This is a genomic window from Polynucleobacter duraquae, assembly GCF_000973625.1.
Taxonomy (GTDB): Bacteria; Pseudomonadota; Gammaproteobacteria; order Burkholderiales; family Burkholderiaceae; genus Polynucleobacter; species Polynucleobacter duraquae.
In genome coordinates this window covers 1,047,245-1,069,496 of record NZ_CP007501.1, presented here as the reverse complement: position 1 = coordinate 1,069,496, position 22,252 = coordinate 1,047,245, and the positions used below count along the sequence as shown (strand labels likewise).

At 45.0% G+C, this 22,252-nt stretch carries 28 protein-coding genes; 20 read left to right on the top strand and 8 right to left on the bottom strand.

What is annotated here, in order from left to right:
- The first annotated feature begins 16 nt into the window (after nucleotides 1–16).
- Entirely contained in the window at nucleotides 17–640 is a 624-nt protein-coding gene (locus CL55_RS05625) for a class I SAM-dependent methyltransferase (RefSeq protein ID WP_046330218.1), read from the top strand.
- 40 nt (nucleotides 641–680) lie between these two features.
- On the opposite strand, the gene CL55_RS05620 is transcribed toward CL55_RS05625, so the two are convergent.
- From CL55_RS05620 to modB, 3 genes are all read right to left on the bottom strand, one after another.
- A complete protein-coding gene (locus CL55_RS05620) occupies nucleotides 681–992 on the bottom strand; it encodes a high-potential iron-sulfur protein (protein ID WP_046330217.1) in 312 nt (103 codons plus the stop codon).
- 167 nt (nucleotides 993–1,159) lie between these two features.
- Nucleotides 1,160–2,269, bottom strand: a complete 1,110-nt coding sequence (locus tag CL55_RS05615; RefSeq protein ID WP_046330216.1) for an ABC transporter ATP-binding protein — start codon at nucleotides 2,267–2,269, stop codon at nucleotides 1,160–1,162.
- Complete coding sequence (gene modB, locus CL55_RS05610; protein WP_046330215.1) at nucleotides 2,269–2,919, bottom strand: molybdate ABC transporter permease subunit; 651 nt, start codon at nucleotides 2,917–2,919, stop codon at nucleotides 2,269–2,271. The genes CL55_RS05615 and modB overlap by 1 nt, the downstream gene beginning before the upstream one ends.
- A gap of 101 nt (nucleotides 2,920–3,020) precedes the next feature.
- On the opposite strand from modB, the gene CL55_RS05605 reads away from it, so the two are divergent.
- The 17 genes from CL55_RS05605 (at nucleotide 3,021) to mnmH (ending at nucleotide 15,829) form a co-directional block, all read left to right on the top strand.
- A complete protein-coding gene (locus tag CL55_RS05605; protein WP_046330214.1) occupies nucleotides 3,021–3,362 on the top strand; it encodes an ArsR/SmtB family transcription factor in 342 nt (113 codons plus the stop codon).
- A 79-nt stretch (nucleotides 3,363–3,441) separates the two neighbouring features.
- Nucleotides 3,442–4,797: a sulfite dehydrogenase gene (soxC, locus tag CL55_RS05600; protein WP_046331190.1), complete on the top strand. Its 1,356-nt coding sequence runs from the start codon at nucleotides 3,442–3,444 to the stop codon at nucleotides 4,795–4,797.
- Nucleotides 4,781–5,860: a c-type cytochrome gene (locus CL55_RS05595; protein ID WP_052728775.1), complete on the top strand. Its 1,080-nt coding sequence runs from the start codon at nucleotides 4,781–4,783 to the stop codon at nucleotides 5,858–5,860. Before soxC ends, CL55_RS05595 begins: the two co-directional genes overlap by 17 nt.
- Before the next feature lie 85 nt (nucleotides 5,861–5,945).
- Complete coding sequence (gene soxY, locus CL55_RS05590) at nucleotides 5,946–6,398, top strand: thiosulfate oxidation carrier protein SoxY (protein WP_046330213.1); 453 nt, start codon at nucleotides 5,946–5,948, stop codon at nucleotides 6,396–6,398.
- Between the two features lie 56 nt (nucleotides 6,399–6,454).
- Entirely contained in the window at nucleotides 6,455–6,763 is a 309-nt protein-coding gene (gene soxZ / locus CL55_RS05585) for a thiosulfate oxidation carrier complex protein SoxZ (RefSeq protein WP_046330212.1), read from the top strand.
- Nucleotides 6,764–6,817: 54 nt separating this feature from the next.
- On the top strand, nucleotides 6,818–7,633 hold the full coding sequence (gene soxA / locus CL55_RS05580) for a sulfur oxidation c-type cytochrome SoxA (protein WP_046330211.1): 816 nt from the start codon (nucleotides 6,818–6,820) through the stop codon (nucleotides 7,631–7,633).
- Between the two features lie 16 nt (nucleotides 7,634–7,649).
- Nucleotides 7,650–8,288, top strand: coding sequence for a sulfur oxidation c-type cytochrome SoxX (gene soxX / locus CL55_RS05575; RefSeq protein WP_052728774.1), 639 nt, complete (start codon nucleotides 7,650–7,652; stop codon nucleotides 8,286–8,288).
- Nucleotides 8,289–8,332: 44 nt separating this feature from the next.
- Entirely contained in the window at nucleotides 8,333–10,063 is a 1,731-nt protein-coding gene (gene soxB, locus CL55_RS05570; RefSeq protein ID WP_046330210.1) for a thiosulfohydrolase SoxB, read from the top strand.
- Between the two features lie 23 nt (nucleotides 10,064–10,086).
- Nucleotides 10,087–10,512: a DsrE family protein gene (locus CL55_RS05565; RefSeq protein ID WP_046330209.1), complete on the top strand. Its 426-nt coding sequence runs from the start codon at nucleotides 10,087–10,089 to the stop codon at nucleotides 10,510–10,512.
- Between the two features lie 3 nt (nucleotides 10,513–10,515).
- Nucleotides 10,516–11,484, top strand: coding sequence for an MBL fold metallo-hydrolase (locus CL55_RS05560; RefSeq protein ID WP_046330208.1), 969 nt, complete (start codon nucleotides 10,516–10,518; stop codon nucleotides 11,482–11,484).
- A gap of 60 nt (nucleotides 11,485–11,544) precedes the next feature.
- Nucleotides 11,545–11,859, top strand: a complete 315-nt coding sequence (locus CL55_RS05555) for a hypothetical protein (RefSeq protein ID WP_046330207.1) — start codon at nucleotides 11,545–11,547, stop codon at nucleotides 11,857–11,859.
- 18 nt (nucleotides 11,860–11,877) lie between these two features.
- Nucleotides 11,878–12,999 (top strand): YeeE/YedE family protein, encoded by a 1,122-nt coding sequence (locus tag CL55_RS05550; RefSeq protein ID WP_046330206.1) that lies wholly within the window; start codon nucleotides 11,878–11,880, stop codon nucleotides 12,997–12,999.
- Nucleotides 13,000–13,022: 23 nt separating this feature from the next.
- Entirely contained in the window at nucleotides 13,023–13,460 is a 438-nt protein-coding gene (locus CL55_RS05545) for a YeeE/YedE family protein (RefSeq protein WP_046330205.1), read from the top strand.
- Between the two features lie 3 nt (nucleotides 13,461–13,463).
- A complete protein-coding gene (locus CL55_RS05540; protein ID WP_046330204.1) occupies nucleotides 13,464–13,895 on the top strand; it encodes a DUF6691 family protein in 432 nt (143 codons plus the stop codon).
- 58 nt (nucleotides 13,896–13,953) lie between these two features.
- Entirely contained in the window at nucleotides 13,954–14,298 is a 345-nt protein-coding gene (locus tag CL55_RS05535) for a protein tyrosine phosphatase family protein (RefSeq protein WP_046330203.1), read from the top strand.
- 28 nt (nucleotides 14,299–14,326) lie between these two features.
- Nucleotides 14,327–14,746, top strand: coding sequence for an acyl-CoA thioesterase (locus tag CL55_RS05530; protein ID WP_046330202.1), 420 nt, complete (start codon nucleotides 14,327–14,329; stop codon nucleotides 14,744–14,746).
- 9 nt (nucleotides 14,747–14,755) lie between these two features.
- The gene (gene mnmH, locus CL55_RS05525; RefSeq protein ID WP_205621253.1) at nucleotides 14,756–15,829 is read left to right on the top strand and encodes a tRNA 2-selenouridine(34) synthase MnmH; all 1,074 of its coding nucleotides are present in this window, start codon (nucleotides 14,756–14,758) and stop codon (nucleotides 15,827–15,829) included.
- Here mnmH and CL55_RS05520 read toward each other — a convergent pair.
- Complete coding sequence (locus CL55_RS05520) at nucleotides 15,826–17,004, bottom strand: acyl-CoA dehydrogenase (RefSeq protein WP_046330201.1); 1,179 nt, start codon at nucleotides 17,002–17,004, stop codon at nucleotides 15,826–15,828. The two genes, mnmH and CL55_RS05520, sit on opposite strands and share 4 nt — an antisense overlap.
- A gap of 99 nt (nucleotides 17,005–17,103) precedes the next feature.
- Between CL55_RS05520 and CL55_RS05515 the strand changes: the two genes are divergently transcribed.
- On the top strand, nucleotides 17,104–17,814 hold the full coding sequence (locus CL55_RS05515) for a queuosine precursor transporter (protein WP_046330200.1): 711 nt from the start codon (nucleotides 17,104–17,106) through the stop codon (nucleotides 17,812–17,814).
- Between the two features lie 102 nt (nucleotides 17,815–17,916).
- Nucleotides 17,917–19,524: an ABC-F family ATPase gene (locus tag CL55_RS05510; protein WP_082091955.1), complete on the top strand. Its 1,608-nt coding sequence runs from the start codon at nucleotides 17,917–17,919 to the stop codon at nucleotides 19,522–19,524.
- A 5-nt stretch (nucleotides 19,525–19,529) separates the two neighbouring features.
- Here CL55_RS05510 and CL55_RS05505 read toward each other — a convergent pair whose 3' ends face one another.
- From CL55_RS05505 to CL55_RS05490, 4 genes are all read right to left on the bottom strand, one after another.
- Complete coding sequence (locus tag CL55_RS05505; RefSeq protein WP_046330199.1) at nucleotides 19,530–19,778, bottom strand: DUF1289 domain-containing protein; 249 nt, start codon at nucleotides 19,776–19,778, stop codon at nucleotides 19,530–19,532.
- Nucleotides 19,775–20,947, bottom strand: a complete 1,173-nt coding sequence (locus tag CL55_RS05500; protein ID WP_046330198.1) for a GNAT family N-acetyltransferase — start codon at nucleotides 20,945–20,947, stop codon at nucleotides 19,775–19,777. Before CL55_RS05500 ends, CL55_RS05505 begins: the two co-directional genes overlap by 4 nt.
- A 17-nt stretch (nucleotides 20,948–20,964) precedes the next feature.
- Nucleotides 20,965–21,351 carry a lactoylglutathione lyase gene (gene gloA, locus CL55_RS05495; protein ID WP_046330197.1) on the bottom strand — a complete coding sequence of 129 codons (387 nt, stop codon included), beginning with the start codon at nucleotides 21,349–21,351 and terminating at the stop codon, nucleotides 20,965–20,967.
- Nucleotides 21,352–21,450: 99 nt separating this feature from the next.
- Nucleotides 21,451–22,245, bottom strand: a complete 795-nt coding sequence (locus tag CL55_RS05490; RefSeq protein ID WP_046330196.1) for a peptidylprolyl isomerase — start codon at nucleotides 22,243–22,245, stop codon at nucleotides 21,451–21,453.
- Between the last annotated feature and the right edge of the window lie 7 nt (nucleotides 22,246–22,252).

Here is a 22,252-nt window from a genome sequence, read left to right as displayed (position 1 = left end):
CAAGATCAGAGAATTCATGGGCTTTACGGATGCCACCCAGTTCTGGAATCAACGCTTTGATAAACAAGAATTCATCTTTGGAAAAGAGCCAAATGAATATTTGGTTGAGCAATCATCCCATTATTTAAAGCCCAACTCCTCTGTTCTCTGTATTGCTGATGGAGAGGGGCGCAATGGTGTTTGGCTTGCTAAGCAAGGCATGTACGTCACGGGTTTTGATGTTTCTGATATTGCGCTTGCCAAGGCCAAGCAGCTCGCTGCTGATAACGAAGTCAATATTCAATACAGTCTTTGTGACACTGATGGCTTTGATTGGCAGGCCAATACATATGATGCGGTAGTTGGGATCTTCATCCAGTTTGCTGATCCCGAAATGCGTGCCAGAATTTTCAAACAAGTACACCAGGCTTTGAAACCAGGCGGCCTATTTATTCTGCAGGGATACACTCCAAAGCAGTTGGAATATAAAACCGGTGGCCCATCACTTATCGAGCATCTCTATACTGAAGAAATGATTCGTGAGCTAAGCCAAGATTTTGAAGTTCTTGATCTGCAGTGCTACGAAAAAGAATTGTCAGAGGGCGCAAGGCACACTGGTATGTCAGCATTATTGGGAATGGTGGCTAAAAAGAGGGCGTAAAAAAAGCTGCCGAAGCAGCTTTTTGATTCAGCTTTGCAGCTTAACCGGCCTTCTTAGCGTAAGCAGAGCACCAGCCTGGGCCAGCAACTTGCTTGGCACCAAACAATGAGCAACCACCAGCAGCAGAACCTGCTTTGCCTTGATACAGGGCGCAGTTACTGCAAACCTGACCAGCAGCGTATTTTGGATACTTGGCTTTATCTACAGTAGTAGCGTTTGCTTTGTAACCCAATGCGGCAGCTTGTGGATCGGTTTCAGCAACCATGGCTTGAGCTTGAACTTGACCGTTCAATGCCAAAGTGCAGGCACCAGCAGCAGACAAAATCATAAATTGGCGACGACTATTTTGCATATAAAACTCCGTTTATTCGAGAGGGTTAATAAGAATCTTGCGATGATATTAGCATATTAATCAAAATACCATTTCTATGCATAGGGTAATAAACATTAGCGTTTTAGTAGGATATTAATGAACAGCGACAGCTCGAGATCTGACTAATACCTAGATCTAACCCTTTGTCAGCGATCAATAAAGCGCCTAGGATCATTAATTAGCCGTAAGGGCATGATGTGAATTTGATTTCCATCAAGCTCTAAGTGCATCAGACTACTAACCTCCATGCACAGCCTCTTGACCTCAGCTGAGGAGGCTTCCCACTCAATCGTGTTTTGACTATTCTGAATTCGTAATTGAATAACGGCTATTTGACCAAGGCTGCTCATCTTTTCAACTACCGCTGGCAAGCTGGCGTTACTCGGGCTAGCATGAACGCTCAAACCACTTTGAGGAATAACCCAGGCTACGCGAACATTTGGTGGGATCTTACCCTTGTCGGCAACATTAAATACCATGTCGCAACCATCCCAACTCAAGCTGCCAGCGTCAAATACGCCATGAAACATATTGCTGATGCCGACTAATTCAGCAACTCTGGAATTTCTTGGTTTCTGAAATAATACTTGCGGTGGTGCAGTTTGCAGGCTGATGCCTCGATCAATCACCGTAATTTGGTCAGCCAATAAATCAGCCTCACGTAGGTCATGTGTGACTAGCAAGATAGGGATATTCAAGTCTGAGCGTAAGTCTGCCAAAGTTTTATATAAACTTTGGCGTGTTGGTGTATCAATCGCTGAAAAGGGTTCATCTAGCAGTAAGACTTTAGGCTGTCTAGCCAGCGCTCTTGCAAGGGCAACGCGTTGCTGCTGTCCGCCAGACAGTTGATTTGGCATGCGCTCTGCAAGATTGGCAATGCCCATGCGATCTAATAAATCAAGACTGATCGCTTTGCGCTGCGTTGTGTTGAGATCGGAGTTCTGTAATGGAATCATCACATTGCCTAAGGCGCTCAGATGCGGAAAAAGCGCATATTGCTGAAACAAGAAGCCGCAAGAGCGCTCTGCGGGGGAGAGTTGTTGCACTGTATTGCCAAGATCATCGGTTTCAAACCAGACATGACCATCGCACTCAATTTTCCCGCTAGCAGGTTTGTTTAAGCCCGCAATAGTTCTAAGGGCTGTAGTTTTGCCGCTCCCTGAGGGACCAACCAATGCATGCAACTCGCCTGGTGCGCACTCCAGGTTAATTTGCAGCGGGCTTGGGCTTGCCTGCTGAATTTTGACCTTTAGCATTAGCTTAGGCCTTTGCGCAGATTTGGCTTACGCCCCAATACTCCATAGGAAAGAGCAATACAAACCAGAGATATACCTAAGAGCACAAGAGCAATGGCGCCAGCACCGGAGGTATCAAAGCTTTGCACCTTGTCGTAAATTGCAATAGAAGCTGTTTTTGTCTCGCCTGGTATTGCGCCACCAACCATTAGGACAACTCCGAATTCACCAAGGGTGTGTGCGAAGGTGAGGGCGGCGGCACCAGTGATGCCACGCCAAGAGAGAGGCAGTTCAATTAAGCGAAAGATTTGCCAATTACTAAGGCCGCTGACTTGGGCAGCCTCCCGAATTTCAGGATTAATGGCCTCGAAGGCTCGTTGTATAGGCTGAATGGCAAATGGGATATTAGCAATGAGCGAAGCAAGCAAGATCCCTGTAAATGAGAAAACCAGAGGAACGCCGAAAATACTGGTATTACCAAATGAAACTAGAAAGTAGTAGCCTAAAACTGTAGGTGGAAGTACCAAGGGGAGCGCCAGAGCAGCCTCAACCCATGGTCTGCTTCTATTGAGATTCATTAGCTTATGGGCAATCCATATCCCAAATGGCAACATCAGGGCCATGGTACAAAAAGCAAGCTTTAAGGACAGCAGAATTGCATCAATATCCATTCTCACATTGTATTGCGTCTATAGGCTAGGGTATTTCCTTATATGAATACAGGGTTCTTAAGTATTTAATATGTATGTATACGCATATATGATTATAAATAATGAATATAAAAGCTAAGGCAAAAAAAGCCACCAAAGACCTTTCCCCACAAGCAATGGAAGAGGTTTTTGCACGAGTCGCTGAATACTTCAATGTTCTTTCAGAGCCGTCACGTCTGCGCATCATGTATGCAGTGTGTAGCGGTGAAAAGTCTGTGTCCGAGGTTATTGAATTATGCGGCTCAAGTCAGGCTAATGTTTCACGCCACCTTACTGCGCTTCATAAAGCGGGAATTTTGCTAAGGCGCAAAGAGGGTACTACTGTCTTTTACTCTATTGCTGATAACGCCACTGTAGAGATGTGCCAGACCGTATGCGCAAAAATTGCTGAGAGCTTGCATTAATTTCGAAGTATTTATTGACCAAAGCAGATATCAAATGACCAAAAAACAAATTGAGATTAGCGCGCAGGACATTAGCGCAATCGAGAAGCCAGCCAATCAGGCTCGTCTCATAAAGGCGCCTGAACATTTTATTTCTCAGGAGCTTATCGCTGATATCAATGCAAACGGATTGGATGAAAATCGCCGTGGCTTTTTACGTAAAGGTTTTATGTCTGCGCTTGGTGGTGCAGCCGCTGGACTAGCGGCTCCACTAGCTATGGCAGTAGGTGAGGGCGATCCAGCTATCCTTGAGAAGCAAGAATGGCAAACAACGCTTGGCAAAAACGTAGCAACCATGCCATATGGCGTGCCATCTATTTACGAATCTAATTTAATTCGACGTGAGTCTCCTGGGCTTACGCGAGTCTCTGCTGCATCTGTCGCCTTTACACCTCTCCAAGGTTTGTTTGGAACTATCACTCCAAACGGTTTGCATTTTGAACGCCATCACCAGGGCTGGTACAACGTCAATCCTGAAACACATCGTTTGATGGTGAACGGCTTGGTTAAGAATCCACGTGTCTTCACGATGAACGACTTAATGCGCTTGCCATCAGTTTCTCGTACTCACTTTATTGAGTGTGGTGCGAATACTGGATTGGAGTGGGGCAATGTAGCTGTTCCAACTGTCCAGTACACGCATGGCATGCTCTCTTGCTGTGAATTCACAGGTGTTCCTTTAAAAGTATTGCTAGAAGAGTGCGGCGCTGATCTCAAAAAAGGAAAGTTCATGTTAGCCGAGGGCGGTGATGGTTCAGGAATGACTCGCACCATTAATCTCGAGAGCTGCCTTAACGACACCATTGTTGCTTGGGCCATGAATGGTGAGATGCTGCGCCCAGAAAATGGCTTCCCGTTACGCCTAGTAGTTCCTGGGGTTCAGGGCGTTAGTTGGGTGAAGTGGTTACGCCGTTTAGAAGTAGGCGATGCCCGATGGAACTCTAAGGATGAGGCAATTCACTACATCGATCTGATGCCAAATGGTGATCACCGTCAATATGCCTCAATTCAGGAATGCAAATCTGTTATCACTACACCATCAGGTGGCCAACAACTTTTAGATAAAGGTTTTTATAACGTCAGTGGCATGGCCTGGTCTGGTCGGGGAAAAATTACTCGAGTTGATGTGTCTTTCGATGGTGGCAACAATTGGCGTACAGCCCGTCTAGAAACGCCCGTACTTACTAAATCCATTACGCGCTTCAATATTGATTGGGTGTGGGATGGCTCCCCAGCAATCATGCAATCAAGAGCTATGGATGACACTGGCTATATACAACCAACGATCAAGACACTTCGTAATGTTCGCGGTACACGCTCGATTTATCACAATAATGCAATTCAATCATGGAAATTAGATTCAAATGGCGAGGTGAGCAATGTTCAAGTTGGATAAATTGAAGATCCGCCTAGGAGTTGCGGCGCTCATTACAGTGGTTGCGCAATTCGTATTTGCTCAATCGGGTTCAACAAAATTTCCTGGTATTGGTAGAGTGGCGACTCCTTCTGAAGTTGCAGCTTGGGATATTGATGTGCGTCCAGACTTTAAGGGCTTGCCAAAAGGATCTGGTTCAGTTGAAAAAGGACAGATTATTTGGGAAGCTCAATGTTCCAGTTGTCACGGTACCTTCGGTGAGTCTAATGAAATCTTTACACCTATTTCTGGTGGTACTACTAAGGATGATCTGAAGACGGGTCGAGTTGCCTCATTAAAAGATACAAAGCAGCCGCAAAGAACCACTTTAATGAAGCTGTCTACAGTATCCACATTGTGGGATTACATCTACCGTGCGATGCCGTGGAATGCGCCTAGATCGCTAACTCCTGATGACACCTATGCATTGGTTGCATTTATTTTGAGTCTTGGCGAAATTGTTCCTGACGATTTTGTTCTGAGCGATAAGAATATTGCTGAAATTAAAATGCCGAACCGTAACGGCATGACGACTAAGCACGGCTTTTGGAATGTAAAAGATAAGCCTGACGTCAATGGCAATGCATGTATGCATAACTGTGTTTCGTTTGTGCAAATTGGATCAACCTTGCCAGACTTTGCTCGCAATGCGCATGATAATATTGCAGAGCAAAATCGTATGTATGGCCCATATCGCGGTGCAGACTCTACAAAACCACCGATTAAGCAATTGCCTGGCGCTTCAGGCACCGGTTTGGCACATGCAGCAGATACCCATTCTTCCGCAGCAAAAGGTACGGCAGCACTGTTTAAAAATGAGAACTGCTCAGCTTGTCATGCCCCTAATGCCAAGTTAGTTGGGCCTTCAATTGCAGATATTGTCAAAAAATATGAAGGTCAAAGTGGTGCAGTGGATCGGTTAATGACCAAGGTGAAGCTTGGGGGAGCGGGTGTTTGGGGTTCAATCCCGATGCCAGCTCAAGCACAGCTTTCTGATGAGGATCGCAAGGCTTTGGTGGTTTGGATGCTTTCAGGCGGTAAATAAAATAATGAATTAGGTAGTATCCACAGTGTTTTAATGCAAAATAAGCAATAAATTGAGAGTATTGAAGATTAATAAAGGAGTTGTTATGAATCAGCAGCGTCGCAGTGTATTGAAGTACTCAGCAGTGTTTGGCTTGATGGCTTCTACAGGCCTTATTAGTACAGCTCAAGCCCAAGAGTGGAATAAGGCCGCTTTTGAAGGCAAGAGCTTGGATGATGTCTTTAAAATTTTAGGTGCTGGTAGCCCAGATAAATCTGCCGCAGTTACATTGAATGCCCCTGATATTGCCGAAAATGGTGCGGTAGTTCCTGTTGGAATTACTACTACGCTTAAAGCGGAGCAAATGGCAATCTTGGTTGAAAAGAACCCAAGCTCACTCGCTGCCCAATTCTTTATTCCTGCTGGTACAGAGCCATTCGTTACTACCCGCATCAAGATGGGTCAAACATCCAATGTCTATGGATTAGTTAAGGCTGATGGCAAGTGGTTGATGACTGTTAAAGAAGTCAAAGTAACGCTTGGTGGTTGCGGCGGTTAATTCGCGGTAATTCAATAGAACAATTCATTTATATATAGAGCAAAAAAGGAACCAAAATGGCTGATCCAATGCGCGTAAGAGCTGCTGAAAGTGGCGGTACTGTTGACGTAAAAATCTTGATGAAACACGATATGGAATCTGGTCAGCGTAAAGATGCTGCCGGCAAAACTATTCCTCAGTGGTTTATCAGCACTATTAATGTTACGGCCAACGGCAAAAAAGTATTTGCTGGCGAATTTGGTCCTGCAGTTTCTAAGGACCCATTTTTGAACTTTAAGTACAAGGGTGCTAAGGGCGACAAAATTGCTGTGACTTGGAATGATAATAAGGGCGATAAACGCACTGATGAAGCAACTGTTTCTTAATTGTTTTTGCTTTAATTAATCTTCACCGCCTCCGTGGTTCTGAAAGGGTAGGAAATGCAGCGTAAATTGACCTTAGGGCTAGCTACTGGTTTAGTAGCAGCTTTATTAACAATGACATCTTCGGTGTCAGCACAAAAGAGTGCTACTGACGATATTGCTAAATATCGCGAGATGATTGCCGATGGAAATCCTTCAGAGCTCTACGAGGCGGCAGGTGAAGAGTTGTGGAAAAAGCCAGCTGGCCCCAAGAATGCAACACTTGAGCAATGTAATCTGGGTTTAGGGCCTGGGGTAGTAAAGGGTGCAGCGGCACAACTGCCGCGCTACTTTAAAGACACAAATAAGGTTCAAGATTTAGAGTCACGCTTGATGACGTGTATGCAGGTATTGCAGGGTCGCGATCCACAGGAAATGATTGATGCTCCATTCCAAAAGGGTCCTAAAAAGGATATGGAGGCTATCGTTGCCTACGTTGTTACTTTATCTAAAGGTGAAAAGATTAAGGTAAGTACCGCTCATCCAAAGGAAAAAGAGATGTATGACCTTGGTAAGCGCGCTTTCTTCTTCCAGGGCGGTCCAATGGACTTCTCTTGCGCATCTTGCCATGCTGAAAACGGCAAGCGTATTCGTTTGCAAGATTTACCAAACATTACAGAGCAAAAGGGCGCAGCTTTAGGTTGGGGTTATTGGCCAGCCTACCGCGTATCGAGCGGTCAATTTTGGACGATGCAACAACGCTTAAATGATTGTTTCCGTCAGCAACGCTTTCCGTTCCCTATATATGGCTCGGACGTGACTATCGCTTTGTCTATGTATATGGCAAAAACCGGCAATGGCGGAACTGTCGAAACACCTGGCTTAAAGCGTTAATGGATAAGAGATGAATATGAAAATTACACACTTAAAACAACTCTTAGCTGCTACTGGATTTATTTTTGCTGCTGGCTTAATGCAGACTCCTGCTCTTGCACAGCAGAAAAATGATCCAAAATTTAACAAGATGATTCAAGATAGCTTCCGCGCCGAAGCTATTGCGGGATTGGATCGCATCGACCAAGATGCAACTCAAAAGTTCTGTTCTGATCCTAAGTTTGCTGATAGTAAACAAGGTCAAGCTATGCGCGAGAAAATCCAGAAGATCAATATGGATACTATCAAGCAGCCATCTGATGGGAAGTACATTGGTGACTGGAAAAATGGTGAGCGAATCGCGCAAAGTGGTCGTGGAGCCACATGGTCTGATAAGGCTGATGCCCCAGTTGGCGGTGGTTGTTATAACTGCCATCAAATTGACGCCAAAGAAATTTCTTATGGGAACATCGGTCCATCTTTGACTGGATACGGCAAAATGCGTGGATATTCTCCAGAGGTTGTAACTTATACCTGGAACCGAATTAACAACTCCAAGGCGTATAACGCATGCAGTAATATGCCTCGCTTTGCCCACTTCAAGTTATTAAATGAGAAGCAAATACAGGACGTCATGGCTTTACTGCTTGATCCAGAATCACCTGTGAATAAATAACATATTTAAACAGGCCGCAAGGCCTGTTTTCTTAAGGAAATACTATGTCTTTAAATCGACGCGAATTTTTGCAAGCATTAGCTATAGCCTCCGCAGGTGGCATGAGTCTGCAATCCAATTTTGCTAGTGCGCAGACAACAGCTCAAAAATTCTATGATTTACCTAAGTTTGGTAATGTACATTTTTTGCACTTCACTGATTGCCATGCCCAGTTATTGCCAATCTATTTCCGTGAGCCCAATGTCAATCTTGGTATCGGGGCGCAAGAAGGTAAGACGCCTCACTTAGTCGGCGAATATTTTCTAAAAGCGAATGGCATTAAGCCGGGAACGCGTGATGCGCATGCCTTTACTTATCTTGATTACGTTGCAGCTGCGCAAAACTACGGCAAGATGGGTGGCTTCGCCCATATGGCAACTTTGATTAAGCAAATTAAAACAAGTCGTCCAGGTGCGCTGTTATTGGACGGTGGAGATACTTGGCAGGGCTCAGGCACATCACTCTGGACCAATGGTCAAGATATGGTTGATGCGGCCTTGCTGTTAGGTGTTGATGTCATGACTCCCCACTGGGAAATGACCCTCGGTGAAAAGCGCGTCATGGAGATTGTGAATGGCGATTTCAAGGGCAAGGTTTCTTTTGTTGCTCAAAATATTAAGACGGCAGACTTTGGTGACTCCGTCTTTAATCCGTATGTTATGAAAGTGCAGAACGGTATTCAAGTGGCAGTAATTGGCCAGGCCTTCCCTTACACCCCAATTGCTAATCCACGTTACTTCACACCAGACTGGACATTTGGTATTCAGGAAGAAAATCTTCAGAAGACCATTAATGAAGTAAAGGCTAAGGGTGCAAAAGTAGTTGTGTTGCTGTCCCATAACGGTATGGACGTTGATTTAAAGATGGCATCCCGTGTTACTGGCTTGGATGCAATCATGGGTGGCCATACGCATGATGGCGTTCCGATTCCAGTCAAAGTAAAGAACTCGAATGGGGTAACTTTAGTTACCAATGCAGGTTCTAATAGTAAATTCTTGGGCGTACTCGATTTTGATGTCAAGGGCGGCAAGCCAGTAGATTTTCGCTACAAGCTTTTCCCAATTTTCTCAAATATGATTCCGGCTGATCCTGCGATGAATAAGCTGATCGCTAAAGTACGAGCCCCATATGAAGCGAAGCTGAATGAAAAATTAGCCACAACAGATGGTCTTTTGTATCGCCGTGGTAATTTCAACGGCAGTTTTGACCAGTTAATTTTGGATGGATTGATGGCTCAGAAGAATGCGGAGATTGCTTTCTCTCCAGGCTTCCGTTGGGGCACCAGCTTATTGCCAGGACAAGCTATTACCCGTGAGAACTTGTTAGATCAAACCGCCATTACCTATCCATACACCACGGTTACCAATATGACTGGTGAAACGATCAAGACCATCTTGGAAGACGTGGCGGACAATTTATTTAACCCCGATCCCTATTACCAACAGGGTGGCGACATGGTTCGTGTAGGCGGTATGCAATACACCATTGATCCCGCGGCATCTGCTGGTAAGCGGATTAGTGATATGCGTTTAAATGGTAAGGATATTGATCCTAGCAAGACATATAAGGTTGCTGGCTGGGCACCAGTTAGCGAAGATGCTAAGAATGCTGGTGGTGAAGCAATTTGGGATGTGATGGAGCGCCATTTGCGTGATGTGAAAGTGGTGAAGGCCGTGAAGCTCAATGAGCCGATCATTAAGGGCGTCAAAAATAATCCTGGAATGGTTTCCCTCTAATCGTTTTCTATTCGAGATCAATAATGAAAAAATTACTTCAGTGCTTAGCGACTACTTTTGCCTTGTTTGCTATGGCTGCCTACGCTGCAGGGCCCACTGAAGTGGTGTATCACATTGATGATGCTGAATCACAGGGCATCAAAGGTCTGCGTAACATACGCAATCATTTGGATGTTTCCCCGCAAACCAAAATTATTGTCGTTACTCATGCCAATGGCGTCGACATCATGATGGAAGGTGCCAAGGATAAAAAGAACGGAATTGAATACGCACCTCTAGTTGGCGCTCTAAAGTCACGTGGTGTTCGGTTTGAGGTCTGCGAGATTACGCTAAAGAACCGTAATCTGAAGAAGGATCAATTTATCCTAGACACGGACTTCACTCCATCAGGAGTGGTTCGAGTGGCTGACCTTCAGAACCAAAGCCGTTTTGCTTACATAAAGCCTTAAGCTATGCAGTGGTCGTATGTTGAATTGCGCTCAGAAATACTACGAGTGCTTTCACTTGTTTTGGTCTTACTATTTATATCTGCAACTCCTACTCACGCATCCGATGATTTGATCCTGAAGCCTATTCAAGTAGCCCCACATACGTATTTTGTACAAGGCTTGCCAGAAATGGGTAGCAGTAAAAATCAAAACTTTATTTCTAATGCGGGTTTTGTGATTACTCCCAAAGGTGTAGTGGTGGTTGATGCTCTAGGTTCACCAGCGCTTGCCAAGAAACTCATTGCAGAAATTAAAAAGCTTACATCTCAAAAAGTAGTTGCCGTCATCGTAACGCATTACCATGCAGATCATGTTTATGGACTTCAAGAGTTCAAGCGTGGTGGAGCGAAGATTTATGCGCAAGGAGAAGGCAGAAACTATATTTCCTCTGAAACTGCTAAACAGCGCTTGATTGCATCACGAATTGATTTTGCCCCCTGGGTAAATGCCTCTACTAATTTAATATCGGCAGATGTCTGGATAGATCAGAATTTCATACTTACTGTCGGGGGCGTGGAATTTAAGATAGGTAGAGTGGGTCCCGCTCATGCGCCTGAGGACTTAATTGTTTATGTACCCTCTGAAAATGTCCTTTTTGCAGGCGACTTAGTTTTTCGGGGTCGCATTCCCTTTGTTGGCAATGCCGATAGTAAGGGCTGGTTGCAGGCTTTGAATGAAATTGAATCACTAAACCCCAGTATTGTGATTCCTGGCCACGGCGCGCACTCCATCAATCCAATTGAAGATATCCGCTTTACACGGGAGTATTTACGATATTTGCGCCAATCGATGACCAAGTCGGCTATCGATATGGACCCTTTTGAGGAGGCCTATCGGCAGACTGATTGGTCAGAATACGAGGGAATGCCTTTGTTTAGGGCGGCAAATCGCATGAATGCCTACAACGTATACCTCTCAATTCAGGCGGAATAAGGCAAATTTGTCATCTGGGCTTTAAAATAGCGGATTACTTTGCTAAATGACTGATTTCAAATGAAATTACCACTGATTAAGCTGATATTTATATTCGTTGCCATGTTTGGCATACATTTATCTGTCTATGCTGCGCCGGACCTTGCAAACGGTAAAAAAATTGACCAAGAGAAATGCTATGCCTGCCATGCCAAAAAATCTGGCTTTGGCAATGGTGACATGATCTACACCCGCAGTGATAGCAAGGTTAAAAATCTTCAAAACCTAAAGACGATGGTTGCTAGGTGTAATACAGAATTACGTCTAGATCTTTTTCCTGAGGACGAGGCTGATGTAGCAGCCTATCTAAGCAAGCAGTTTTATAAATTTAAATAATTTCAGTAAAGATTTTTTATGGATGCGGTAGATATTTCTTCTCTTAGCAAATCAGTTTTATTTGCTACCTTTGCAGTGACTTTCCTGTTGGGTGCAGTGATGCAAAAAACAGGTTTCTGTAGCATGGGTGCAGTCTCAGATATTTTTATTATGTCTAGCTGGGGTCGTTTAAAGCAATGGTTTCTGGCCATCGGCGTGGCGATTATTGGTTTTGCTTTAATGTCTTACTTAGGGCTCATTGATCCACTGAAAAGTTTCTACACCAGCAATAGGTTTTTATGGCTATCTTCAATAGTAGGCAGTACGCTATTTGGTTTTGGCATGGTTCTTTCATCTGGCTGCGGTAGCAAGACGCTTGTTCGTATTGGTGGCGGTAATCTGAAATCCATCATCGTATTTATCGTCCTTGGACTTTCGGCTTACATGACGATGAAGGGCTTTCTGGGTGTGATTCGCGTCAATACTTTGGATTCGGTCTTCATTGCACTTAATACATCTCAAGATTTGCCAAGTATCTTAGCTCCAATTACTGGCATTGCGCGCAATAACTTACACCTAGCTTTGGGTTTAGTGGTGGGATTTGCCTTCATTGCTTATGCACTTGCAAACAAAGCTTTCTGGACCGCTGAAAACCTATTTGCCGGAACTTTTGTTGGCCTAGCTATTTGTGCTGTTTGGTGGATATCAGGCAACTTGGGCTTTGTTTCTGAGGATCCTAATACCTTAGAAGAGGTTTTCTTGGTAACTAACTCTGGTCGAATGGAGAGCCTCTCCTTTGTAGCGCCATATGCGTTCTCGCTTGAATGGTTGATGCTTTACAGCGATACTTCAAAGGTGATTACTGTTGGCATTGCTGCTGTCATTGGAATGATTTCTGGATCAGCCTGTATTTCTATTTTGACTAAGTCATTTCGTTGGGAAAGCTTTCGCGACACTGAAGATACAGCCAACCATTTAATTGGTGCGACTTTAATGGGGTTTGGTGGTGTTACGGCGCTTGGCTGTACTGTCGGCCAAGGCTTAAGTGGAATCTCCACATTGGCAATCGGATCGCTGCTTGCCTTGCCAGGATTTATCTTCGGCGCCTACCTAGCCCTTCTTTATTTAGAAACGCGCAATGCACCTAATCCCTGTAGTTAACCCAATGAATTGGACTAAATAACATGCAGATTGATTGGCTAGCCTTCACCCCTGGCCCAGCATTTCTTGGTGGAATTCTATTAGGCATTGCAGCTGCCTTATACGTGATTCTTCATGGTCGCATATTAGGTATTAGTGGAATTGTTTCTGGGCTACTGTCGCCTCAAGAGGGTGATATTCAATGGCGCTTCAGTCTTGTTTTGGGTTTATTGAGTGCGCCAATCTTAGGGGGCTTATTTTTTGGTCTTCATACAATTACTGTAATTGATGCTGATTGGATCGCCATCATTATTGCCGGTGTACTAGTCGGTTTTGGTGCCAACTATGGCTCTGGTTGTACCAGCGGTCATGGCGTTTGTGGTCTGTCGCGTCTTTCGCCAAGATCTTTAGTTGCCACGGTGTCTTTCATGAGTGCTGGATTTTTAATAGTGTTTGTCATTCGTCATGTGTTGGGCCTATAAATCATGAGAAGACATTTCAGTTTTTTTAGTCAATATTTAATTGGTGTGTTGTTCGGAATTGGTCTGATCATTTCCGGCATGAGCAACCCGAAAAAGATTCTGAATTTTCTTGATCTAGCTGGTAACTGGGATCCGTCTCTAATCTTTGTGATGGGCGGCGCAATCCTGGTAGGCCTCGCTGGTTTTTATTTGGCCTCCAAGCGCTCCGAAGCTTTTTTTGGTGGTGCACTACATATTCCCACTCGTAGAGATATTTCGAAGCCCCTGATCATTGGCAGCCTTATTTTTGGTGCGGGTTGGGGTATCGCTGGTTTCTGTCCGGGCCCGGCAATTGTTGGTCTCGGGGCTGGTCACCTTAAGGCTCTCGTCTTTATATTGGCAATGTTAGCTGGTATGGCGATCTGCAATCGCTTCTTTACGGGTCACAAAAAGTAAGTCTGATTTAGAATCTAAGTTATTAGTTTTTAAATTCTTATTATTTTTTGAGGTTTAGATGAGCCTTCCCATTGCTTGCCATACTGATCATTTCGGTACCCTGGGTCAAATTGACCCAAGCCACTTAGCTGAAATTGTCAAACAAGGCTACAAAAGTGTTATTAATAATCGCCCAGATTTTGAGGGTGGTCCTAGCCAACCCACTAATGCAGAAATTCAGGCTCAAGCTGAAGCCTTGGGTTTGAACTACGCCTTCTTGCCCGTAATTCCCGGTGCATTTACGCCGGATCAAGTAGTTGAGATGGCACGCTTACTAAAGACCATGCCGGGCCCAATTTTGGCCTTTTGTCGTTCTGGTGCTCGCTCTACCAATTTGTATCACATGGCTCTACAAGTTCGCTGATACTTCATTGATTATTCAGTAAGCATTCATGCGCATTGAGATTCCTGAACAAAAAAAGTTTGTGCATGAGATGTGTATGCCGATTCGTTGGGGTGACATGGACGCATATGGACATGTTAATAACACAGTGTATTTTCGGTATATGGAGCAGGCTAGGGTAGAGTGGATTACATCCCTCGGATATAGCGTTGCTCCTGGTGACGAATCTATGTTGATGATGAATGGATTTTGTAACTTCCATCAACAACTCACTTATCCAGGTGAACTCATTCTAAAAACCTATATTGGTAATATTGGGCGCTCAAGCTTGGATGTTTTCACTACGATGGCTTTAACTACTGAGCCAGATACGATGGCTGCTGTTGGCGGCGCTACTATGGTGTGGGTCGATCTGAAGTCGGGTAAATCCTTACCTTGGCCCGATCACGTACTTTCTAAGCTGCAATAGGATATCTTTTTGCAACCTAGTAACTCGCATATTCTCAGTATTGAAATGCTGGCATCCTCTTTGCCTGAGTTTGATGCCATTATTGACGTAAGGACACCAGCGGAGTTTGACTTAGATCATATCCCTGGCGCAATCAATCTTCCGGTCCTGAGCAATGAAGAGCGTATTGAGATTGGAACGCTGTACAAGCAAGCATCGCCATTTGTTGCTAAGAAACTCGGCGCTGCTTATGTCTCTCGCAATATTGCCAATCATTTAGAAAACTCCCTGATTGATTTTCCACGAGAGTGGCGCCCTTTAATTTATTGTTGGCGTGGTGGCGAACGAAGTGGTGCCTTTACTCATATCCTCAATCGTATTGGTTGGAAAGCTCTGCAATTACAAAGTGGTTATCAAGGATTTCGACGTGTTGTGATTAATGATCTCGACCAAGCTGCTAAAGATTTTTCTTTTCAGGTGATTGCTGGCATGACCGGAAGCGGTAAGACACGCATTCTCCAAGAAATTGGTTTACTTGGGCAACAGATATTAGATTTAGAAAGTTTGGCTATTCACCGTGGATCAGTACTGGGTAATGAGCCCAATATAGAGCAGCCTTCACAAAAAGGCTTTGAGACCAATCTATGGAATGCATTGAATTCTTTAGATCCATCCAAGATAGTATTTGTTGAGTCAGAAAGTAAAAAGGTAGGGGGTGTGCATATTCCGGATCCCCTGATGGAACGCATTCGGGGTGGGCAATGTATTGAGCTTCGTTCTAGCACTCATACGCGAGTATCTTGGTTGCTACGAGAGTATGAGCATTTCTTATCTAACCCCGAAAGCTTTAAAGAAAAGCTGAGCTTGCTGACATCTCGGTACGGCAAGGAGCAAATCAGCAAATGGCATGCGGCCATCGATGCGAGAGATTTTGAGAGTTTGGTAGAAGAGTTATTGGTGATGCATTACGACCCATCTTACCAATCCTCAATTGTTCGTAACTTTCCGAGCTATCGCGAAGAGCATTTTGTGCAGCTTGAGAATGACAGCGATGAAGCCTTTGCAAAAACAGCAAAAGACCTCATCACCAAGCTTGGACTTTAACTAAAAGCCTGTATTCCAGTTTGTGCACGACCCAAGATGAGGGCGTGAATATCATGCGTACCTTCGTAAGTATTGACCACCTCTAGATTGAGCATATGGCGCACTACGCCATACTCATCAGAGATGCCGTTACCACCGTGCATGTCTCTGGCTAAACGAGCAACATCTAAAGATTTACCGCAAGAATTACGCTTCATGATGGAGGTGATTTCTGGTGCGGCAATGCCTTCATCTTTCATGCGACCTAAACGTAGGCAGCCTTGTAGCGCTAAGGTAATTTCGGTTTGCATATCGGCCAGCTTCTTTTGCACCAACTGATTTGCTGCGAGGGGGCGATCAAATTGCTTGCGATCCATAGTGTATTGACGCGCTGCGTACCAGCACCACTCAGCAGCTCCGAGCGTGCCCCAAGCAATGCCATACCTAGCTGAGTTTAAGCAGGTAAATGGGCCCTTGAGGCCGGTAATTTCTGGGAATTCATTTTCGGCTGGAACAAAGACCTCATCCATCACGATTTCACCGGTAATGGAGGCGCGTAGACCCATCTTGCCGCTGATCTTAGGTGCCGATAAACCCTTCATGCCTTTTTCTAGAATGAAGCCTCTAATCAAGCCCTCATCATTTTTAGCCCAGACAACAAATACATCAGCGATGGGGGAATTCGAGATCCACATCTTAGAGCCAGTCAATGAGAAACCGGCGGGAACTTTTTTGGCTCTAGTGATCATGCCGCCCGCATCAGAGCCATAGTTGGGTTCAGTTAAACCAAAGCAGCCAATCCATTCACCGGTGGCTAACTTAGGCAAGTATTTTTGCTTTTGTGCTTCGCTACCGAATTCATTAATCGGCACCATGACTAAGGAAGACTGCACGCTCATCATGGAGCGGTAGCCTGAATCGACGCGCTCAATTTCACGGGCAATCAGTCCATAAGAAACGTAATTGAGATTTGCGCCACCGTACTGCTCGGGAATGGTGATGCCCAGTAGTCCTAATTCGCCCATTTCGCGAAAGATGGCGGGATCAGTAGTTTCATTGCGATAGGCATCATGAATACGTGGCATTAAGCGACCTTGTGCATATTCAGCAGCAGCATCACGCACCATGCGCTCATCCTCTGTCAGTTGTGTATCAAGGAGAAGGGGGTCGGCCCAATTAAAACTAGCTTTGCTCATGGTTCTTAATGATCCTATAGGGGGGTGGTTTAATCAGCGCTCTGTCAATTTTCAAGAATGCGGATATGCTTTTATCCTATTATCCATTTTTCTAGACATATGGACGCACCTAGACGTCACCATCGATATTACGACCTGATATTGGCTGCCTTTGTGGTGGTTCTGCTGTGCTCCAATTTTATTGGTGCCGGTAAGGCTGCCACATTAGATTTGCCTTATTTTGGCAACGTCACCTTCGGCGCTGGAATCCTCTTTTTCCCGATCGCCTATTTCTTTGGCGACATCTTGACTGAGGTTTATGGCTACGCTTATGATCGCCGTGCAGTTTGGGCGGGTTTTGCAGCACTTGCCTTTGCTGCCATCATGGCCCAACTAGTGATTGCTTTGCCTGTCGCCCCAGGCTCTTACATGGCTAACTACCAGCAGGGCATGGAGACGGTATTTGGTAATTCTTGGCGGATAGCACTTGCCTCCATGATTGCTTTTTGTTGTGGTAGTTTCGTAAATAGCTATACCCTGGCCAAAATGAAGATCCTCACCCAAGGGCGCCATCTTTGGATGCGCACTATTGGCTCTACCGCCTGCGGAGAATTAGTCGACTCTTCACTGTTCTATATGCTGGCTTTTTACGGTCTGTGGCCTATAAATGAGGTCTTGGCTGTTGCGGCATCTCAATATGTCCTTAAGACTGCCTGGGAGGTTCTAGCAACCCCTTTAACCTATTGGGTGATTGGTTTTCTCAAGCGTAAGGAAAATCAGGATTACTACGATATTCATACTGATTTCACGCCATTTAAGCTGAAAGTCTAATTTACGGAATTTTTTAGCCGCAAGCCGTTAAAATAATGCTCTTTGATGCAGAACCTGCATCCGCATCCTCGAATTGACCTATCAGAAAGTAAAAATACATCCGTGCTGTCCGCATCTAATATCACCATGCAGTTTGGGGCAAAACCCCTATTTGAAAACATCTCCGTTAAGTTTGGCGGCGGTAATCGCTATGGCCTTATTGGCGCCAACGGTTGCGGTAAATCCACTTTCATGAAAATTTTGGGTGGAGAGCTAGAGCCAACCAGCGGAAACGTGAGCCTCGATCCTGGTATTCGTTTGGGTAAGTTGCGCCAAGACCAATTCGCTTACGAAGATCAGCGCGTACTCGACGTGGTGATGATGGGCCACGAAGAGATGTGGAAAGCAGCTGCAGAGCGTGATGCGATCTATGCAAATCCCGATGCCACTGACGAAGATTATATGAAGGCCGCTGAACTCGAGGGCAGTTATGCAGAGTATGGTGGTTACACGGCGGAAGCTAAGGCAGGGGAGTTGTTATTGGGAATCGGTATTCCGATTGAGCAACACAATGGGCCAATGAGTGCCGTGGCTCCGGGTTGGAAATTGCGCGTATTGTTGGCGCAAGCCTTGTTCTCTGATCCAGATGTATTGCTACTGGATGAGCCAACCAATAACTTGGATATTCACTCTATTCATTGGCTTGAAGATATTCTGAACCAAATTAAAAGCACGATTGTCATCATTTCGCATGATCGTCACTTCCTCAATGAGGTGTGCACGCATATGGCGGATATGGACTTCGGTACTCTGAAAGTTTATCCAGGTAACTATGACTCCTACATGTTGGCTTCTGTTCAGGCTCGTGCACAACAGCTGAGCTCCAACGATAAAGCTAAGGAAAAGATTGCTGAATTAGCGGCTTTCGTAGCCCGATTCTCTGCAAATGCATCGAAGGCGCGTCAGGCCACTTCTCGTCAAAAACAATTAGAGAAAATTGAAATTGTTGAAATCAAACCTTCTTCGCGTCAGAACCCATTTATTCGTTTTGAATCTGAGAAGAAGTTACACAATATGGCAGTTGAGTGTAATGCGCTCTCCAAGGCATATGACCGCCCAATTTTTAAGAACTTTAAGATCGGCATCCGCGCTGGTGAAAAGATTGCCATCATTGGTCAGAATGGCGCTGGCAAGACAACGCTGCTAAAGACTATTCTCAGCAAACGCTTTAGCGGGATTTCAGCAGATAGTGGTGATGTGAAGTGGGCGGAGAATGCTAATGTTGGCGTCATGCCTCAGGACAATACTGAGATGTTCGCAAAAGACGAATTGCTCATGGATTGGATGAATGAATGGCGCAATACTGGTGACGACGATCAGGTCATTCGTGGCACCTTAGGTCGCCTCTTGTTTTCTGGCGATGACATCGGTAAGTCTGTCAAAGTACTGTCAGGTGGCGAAAAGGGTCGCATGATTTGGGGTAAGTTGATGCTACAAAAGCACAATGTACTTGCCATGGACGAGCCGACTAATCACATGGATATGGAATCGATTGAGAGCCTGCAAATTGCTCTTGAGAAATACGAAGGTACCCTCATTTTCGTATCTCATGATCGTGAGTTTGTTTCAGCACTAGCTAATCGCATCCTTGAAGTGAAGATGGATGGAACGATTGCTGACTACTCAGGAACCTACGAAGAGTATTTACGGAGCCAAGCTTTAGCTGGCTAAATTGCTTACTTGGCCTGACGTTGGAAGCGCATCGCAGTGCCCTCTGCACGAATGCGTTTCCAGACGGAATCCTTTTCTTCCTGACTCAAGAAGACCCAATTACTGACCTCGCCTAGGGTACGACCACAGCCTTGGCAGACATCATCGTAAAGCGTGGTGCAGACTCCAATACAAGGCGAGTCAGAGCTATCATCACCAACAGCTAAAGAATTCGCTCCAGCTTGTTCTGGTGGATTATTATTTGATTCGGTCATGGCTGTACTTTAGACGATTTCAAAGGAATGCGTTGCTCGAGCTCATCAACATAAGCTGCCATGCCTTCACTTTCACGCTCTAAAAAACGCTTCACTGCATTGGAAAAACCGGCATCTGCTATCCAATGCGCAGATTGCAGGGTGGTTGGTAAGAAACCTCTAGCCATCTTATGTTCGCCTTGAGCGCCACCTTCAAATATCCTAATGCCTTCCTGAATGCAATACTCAATTGCTTGGTAATAAGCCAATTCAAAATGTAAGCAGGGGATATGCTCGACTGCACCCCAATAACGCCCGTATGCTTTTGAATTTGGGCGATCGACTACCAGCAACGATGAGGCAATTGGCCTCTCATCCTGAATGGCAATGATGAGATGGAAATTCTCAGGCATATCTCTTCCAAGAGTTTGAATACATTCTTCCGTTAAATAGGGGGATGAACGATGCTCGATATACGTATTTTCATAGCAGCGATAAAAGAATGCCCAATCTTCTTTACTGGCTTGCGCTCCCGAAATATGTCGATAGCTTATTTTATGCATGGCTACAGATGCACGCTCCCGCCGAATATTTTTTCGACGTTTCATTGTGAGGTCTGCAAGAAACTGTTCAAAATCTTGGTAACCCGTATTCTGCCAATGAAACTGTACCGAGTTACGCAACATAAATCCTTGTTTCTCTAGCTCTAATAATTCACTACTCTCGGGAAAGAGGACGTGGGCAGAAGAGAGTGCGTTTTGACTAACCAGTGTTTTTAATCCAGAAACTAAAGTCTGTTGTACTGCGCTCTTATCAGATGATTGTGCTACGAGTAGTCTGGGCCCGCGTACTGGAGTAAATGGGATGGCAGACAGTGCTTTGGGATAGTAAGACATACCGTTTTGCTCATAGGCTTGAGCCCATGCCCAGTCAAAAACAAACTCTCCATAGGAGTGTTGCTTTAGATAGAGTGGTATGGCACCTAGCAGTCTTGAATCAGAGTCCTCAACAAGTAAGTGCGCAACTTGCCATCCAGTATTGCCACCTACACATCCGCTTACTTCTAATGTATTGAGAAACGCATACTTTAGAAATGGGCCTGCTTCCGGGGATAACAGGGCATTCCAATCATCCTCAGCAATTTGCGAAAGACTATCAATAACTCGGAGTTGGAGGGCGCTTTGCTTCAACTAGCTTAAAAGAAATACTAGCGTTGAATTAATTCAATTTTGTAGCCGTCAGGGTCTGTGACGAAGGCGATGACGGTATCACCACCCATGACTGGACCAGCCTCACGCGTTACATTCCCGCCAGCAGCTTTAATTTTTTCACAAGCGGTATAGGCGTCAGCAACACCAATCGCAATATGTCCGTAGGCGTCACCAAGCTGGTAACTCTCAACACCATGGTTGTAAGTGAGCTCAATCTCAGATTGACCATCTACATTCCCTTTGCCGAAACCTACAAACGCAAGAGAATATTTTTGCTCTGGCCTCTCCGTGCTACGGAGCAGGTTCATTCCTAAAACTTTGGTATAGAAATCGATCGAACGAGTCATATTGCCGACCCTGAGCATAGTGTGGAGAATCATCATCCTATCAATATAAAGCTAATTTGGGTTTCTCGTTAGCCAAGAAAAAACCCAGGGGGTTGGCCTGGGTTCGTAAGATAGTAAGTTAGAAAATCAATTTACTTATTGGATCTTGGCTTTTGCACGAAGCTTTTGCATCAACTCAGAGAACTTTGCTTTTTGCCAATTTTGATCTGCTGTGATCATCTGCTTAAGCTGGTCTTTGATTTCTTCCATGCTTGGCGCTTTGACATCGCGAATATCATCCATCTTGATGATGTGCCAGCCGAACTGGGTTTTGACTGGTTTGTCTGTAATTTGACCTTTTTTGAGCTGCACCATCGCTTTAGAAAATTCTGGGACAAGCGCTTTATCGCTTACCCAGCCCAGATCTCCACCGTTCGGTGCAGAGCCAGGATCTTTTGATTTTTCTTTAGCAATTTGGGCAAAATTGCCCCCGGCCTTAATTTGAGCGGTAATGGCTTTTGCATCCGCTTCTTTTTCTACCAAGATATGCTCTACGTGGTATTCCTTGCCGGTGTATTGCCCCTTTACTTGTTCGTATGCAGCTTTTAGTTCGGACTCAGCAACACCTTCTCGTTCAACGAAGTCCTCAAACACGGCAGCAATGAGCACGCCCATCTTGGATTGCTCCAGTTGGTCTCGTACGGATTCTTTTTGTGTGATGCCACGGTTATTGGCTTCTTGCAAAATGAGTTCACGAGTAACCAGCATTTCTCTTGCCTGATCACGCACCTGCGGATTATCTGGTTGATTTGATTTTTGAATCAATTTGTCAAGTTGCGCTTTCGGAATCGGCTTGCCATTAACAATGGCTGCGTTTTGGGCAATTACGGCTGTTGAGAAAAGCGCAGCACTAATAGCGCTGATGGTCAAAATTTGGCGTGTGTTAAACATAGGTGAG

Bases quoted from the DNA above. Each gene is read 5' to 3' on its own strand.
- CL55_RS05625 (WP_046330218.1), top strand. From the start codon at position 17: ATGGGCTTTACGGATGCCACCCAGTTCTGGAATCAACGCTTTGATAAA.
- CL55_RS05620 (WP_046330217.1), bottom strand. From the start codon at position 992: ATGCAAAATAGTCGTCGCCAATTTATGATTTTGTCTGCTGCTGGTGCC.
- CL55_RS05615 (WP_046330216.1), bottom strand. From the start codon at position 2,269: ATGCTAAAGGTCAAAATTCAGCAGGCAAGCCCAAGCCCGCTGCAAATT.
- modB (WP_046330215.1), bottom strand. From the start codon at position 2,919: ATGGATATTGATGCAATTCTGCTGTCCTTAAAGCTTGCTTTTTGTACC.
- CL55_RS05605 (WP_046330214.1), top strand. From the start codon at position 3,021: ATGAATATAAAAGCTAAGGCAAAAAAAGCCACCAAAGACCTTTCCCCA.
- CL55_RS05595 (WP_052728775.1), top strand. From the start codon at position 4,781: ATGTTCAAGTTGGATAAATTGAAGATCCGCCTAGGAGTTGCGGCGCTC.
- soxY (WP_046330213.1), top strand. From the start codon at position 5,946: ATGAATCAGCAGCGTCGCAGTGTATTGAAGTACTCAGCAGTGTTTGGC.
- soxZ (WP_046330212.1), top strand. From the start codon at position 6,455: ATGGCTGATCCAATGCGCGTAAGAGCTGCTGAAAGTGGCGGTACTGTT.
- soxA (WP_046330211.1), top strand. From the start codon at position 6,818: ATGCAGCGTAAATTGACCTTAGGGCTAGCTACTGGTTTAGTAGCAGCT.
- soxX (WP_052728774.1), top strand. From the start codon at position 7,650: ATGAAAATTACACACTTAAAACAACTCTTAGCTGCTACTGGATTTATT.
- soxB (WP_046330210.1), top strand. From the start codon at position 8,333: ATGTCTTTAAATCGACGCGAATTTTTGCAAGCATTAGCTATAGCCTCC.
- CL55_RS05565 (WP_046330209.1), top strand. From the start codon at position 10,087: ATGAAAAAATTACTTCAGTGCTTAGCGACTACTTTTGCCTTGTTTGCT.
- CL55_RS05560 (WP_046330208.1), top strand. From the start codon at position 10,516: ATGCAGTGGTCGTATGTTGAATTGCGCTCAGAAATACTACGAGTGCTT.
- CL55_RS05555 (WP_046330207.1), top strand. From the start codon at position 11,545: ATGAAATTACCACTGATTAAGCTGATATTTATATTCGTTGCCATGTTT.
- CL55_RS05550 (WP_046330206.1), top strand. From the start codon at position 11,878: ATGGATGCGGTAGATATTTCTTCTCTTAGCAAATCAGTTTTATTTGCT.
- CL55_RS05545 (WP_046330205.1), top strand. From the start codon at position 13,023: ATGCAGATTGATTGGCTAGCCTTCACCCCTGGCCCAGCATTTCTTGGT.
- CL55_RS05540 (WP_046330204.1), top strand. From the start codon at position 13,464: ATGAGAAGACATTTCAGTTTTTTTAGTCAATATTTAATTGGTGTGTTG.
- CL55_RS05535 (WP_046330203.1), top strand. From the start codon at position 13,954: ATGAGCCTTCCCATTGCTTGCCATACTGATCATTTCGGTACCCTGGGT.
- CL55_RS05530 (WP_046330202.1), top strand. From the start codon at position 14,327: ATGCGCATTGAGATTCCTGAACAAAAAAAGTTTGTGCATGAGATGTGT.
- CL55_RS05520 (WP_046330201.1), bottom strand. From the start codon at position 17,004: ATGAGCAAAGCTAGTTTTAATTGGGCCGACCCCCTTCTCCTTGATACA.
- CL55_RS05515 (WP_046330200.1), top strand. From the start codon at position 17,104: ATGGACGCACCTAGACGTCACCATCGATATTACGACCTGATATTGGCT.
- CL55_RS05505 (WP_046330199.1), bottom strand. From the start codon at position 19,778: ATGACCGAATCAAATAATAATCCACCAGAACAAGCTGGAGCGAATTCT.
- gloA (WP_046330197.1), bottom strand. From the start codon at position 21,351: ATGATGATTCTCCACACTATGCTCAGGGTCGGCAATATGACTCGTTCG.
- CL55_RS05490 (WP_046330196.1), bottom strand. From the start codon at position 22,245: ATGTTTAACACACGCCAAATTTTGACCATCAGCGCTATTAGTGCTGCG.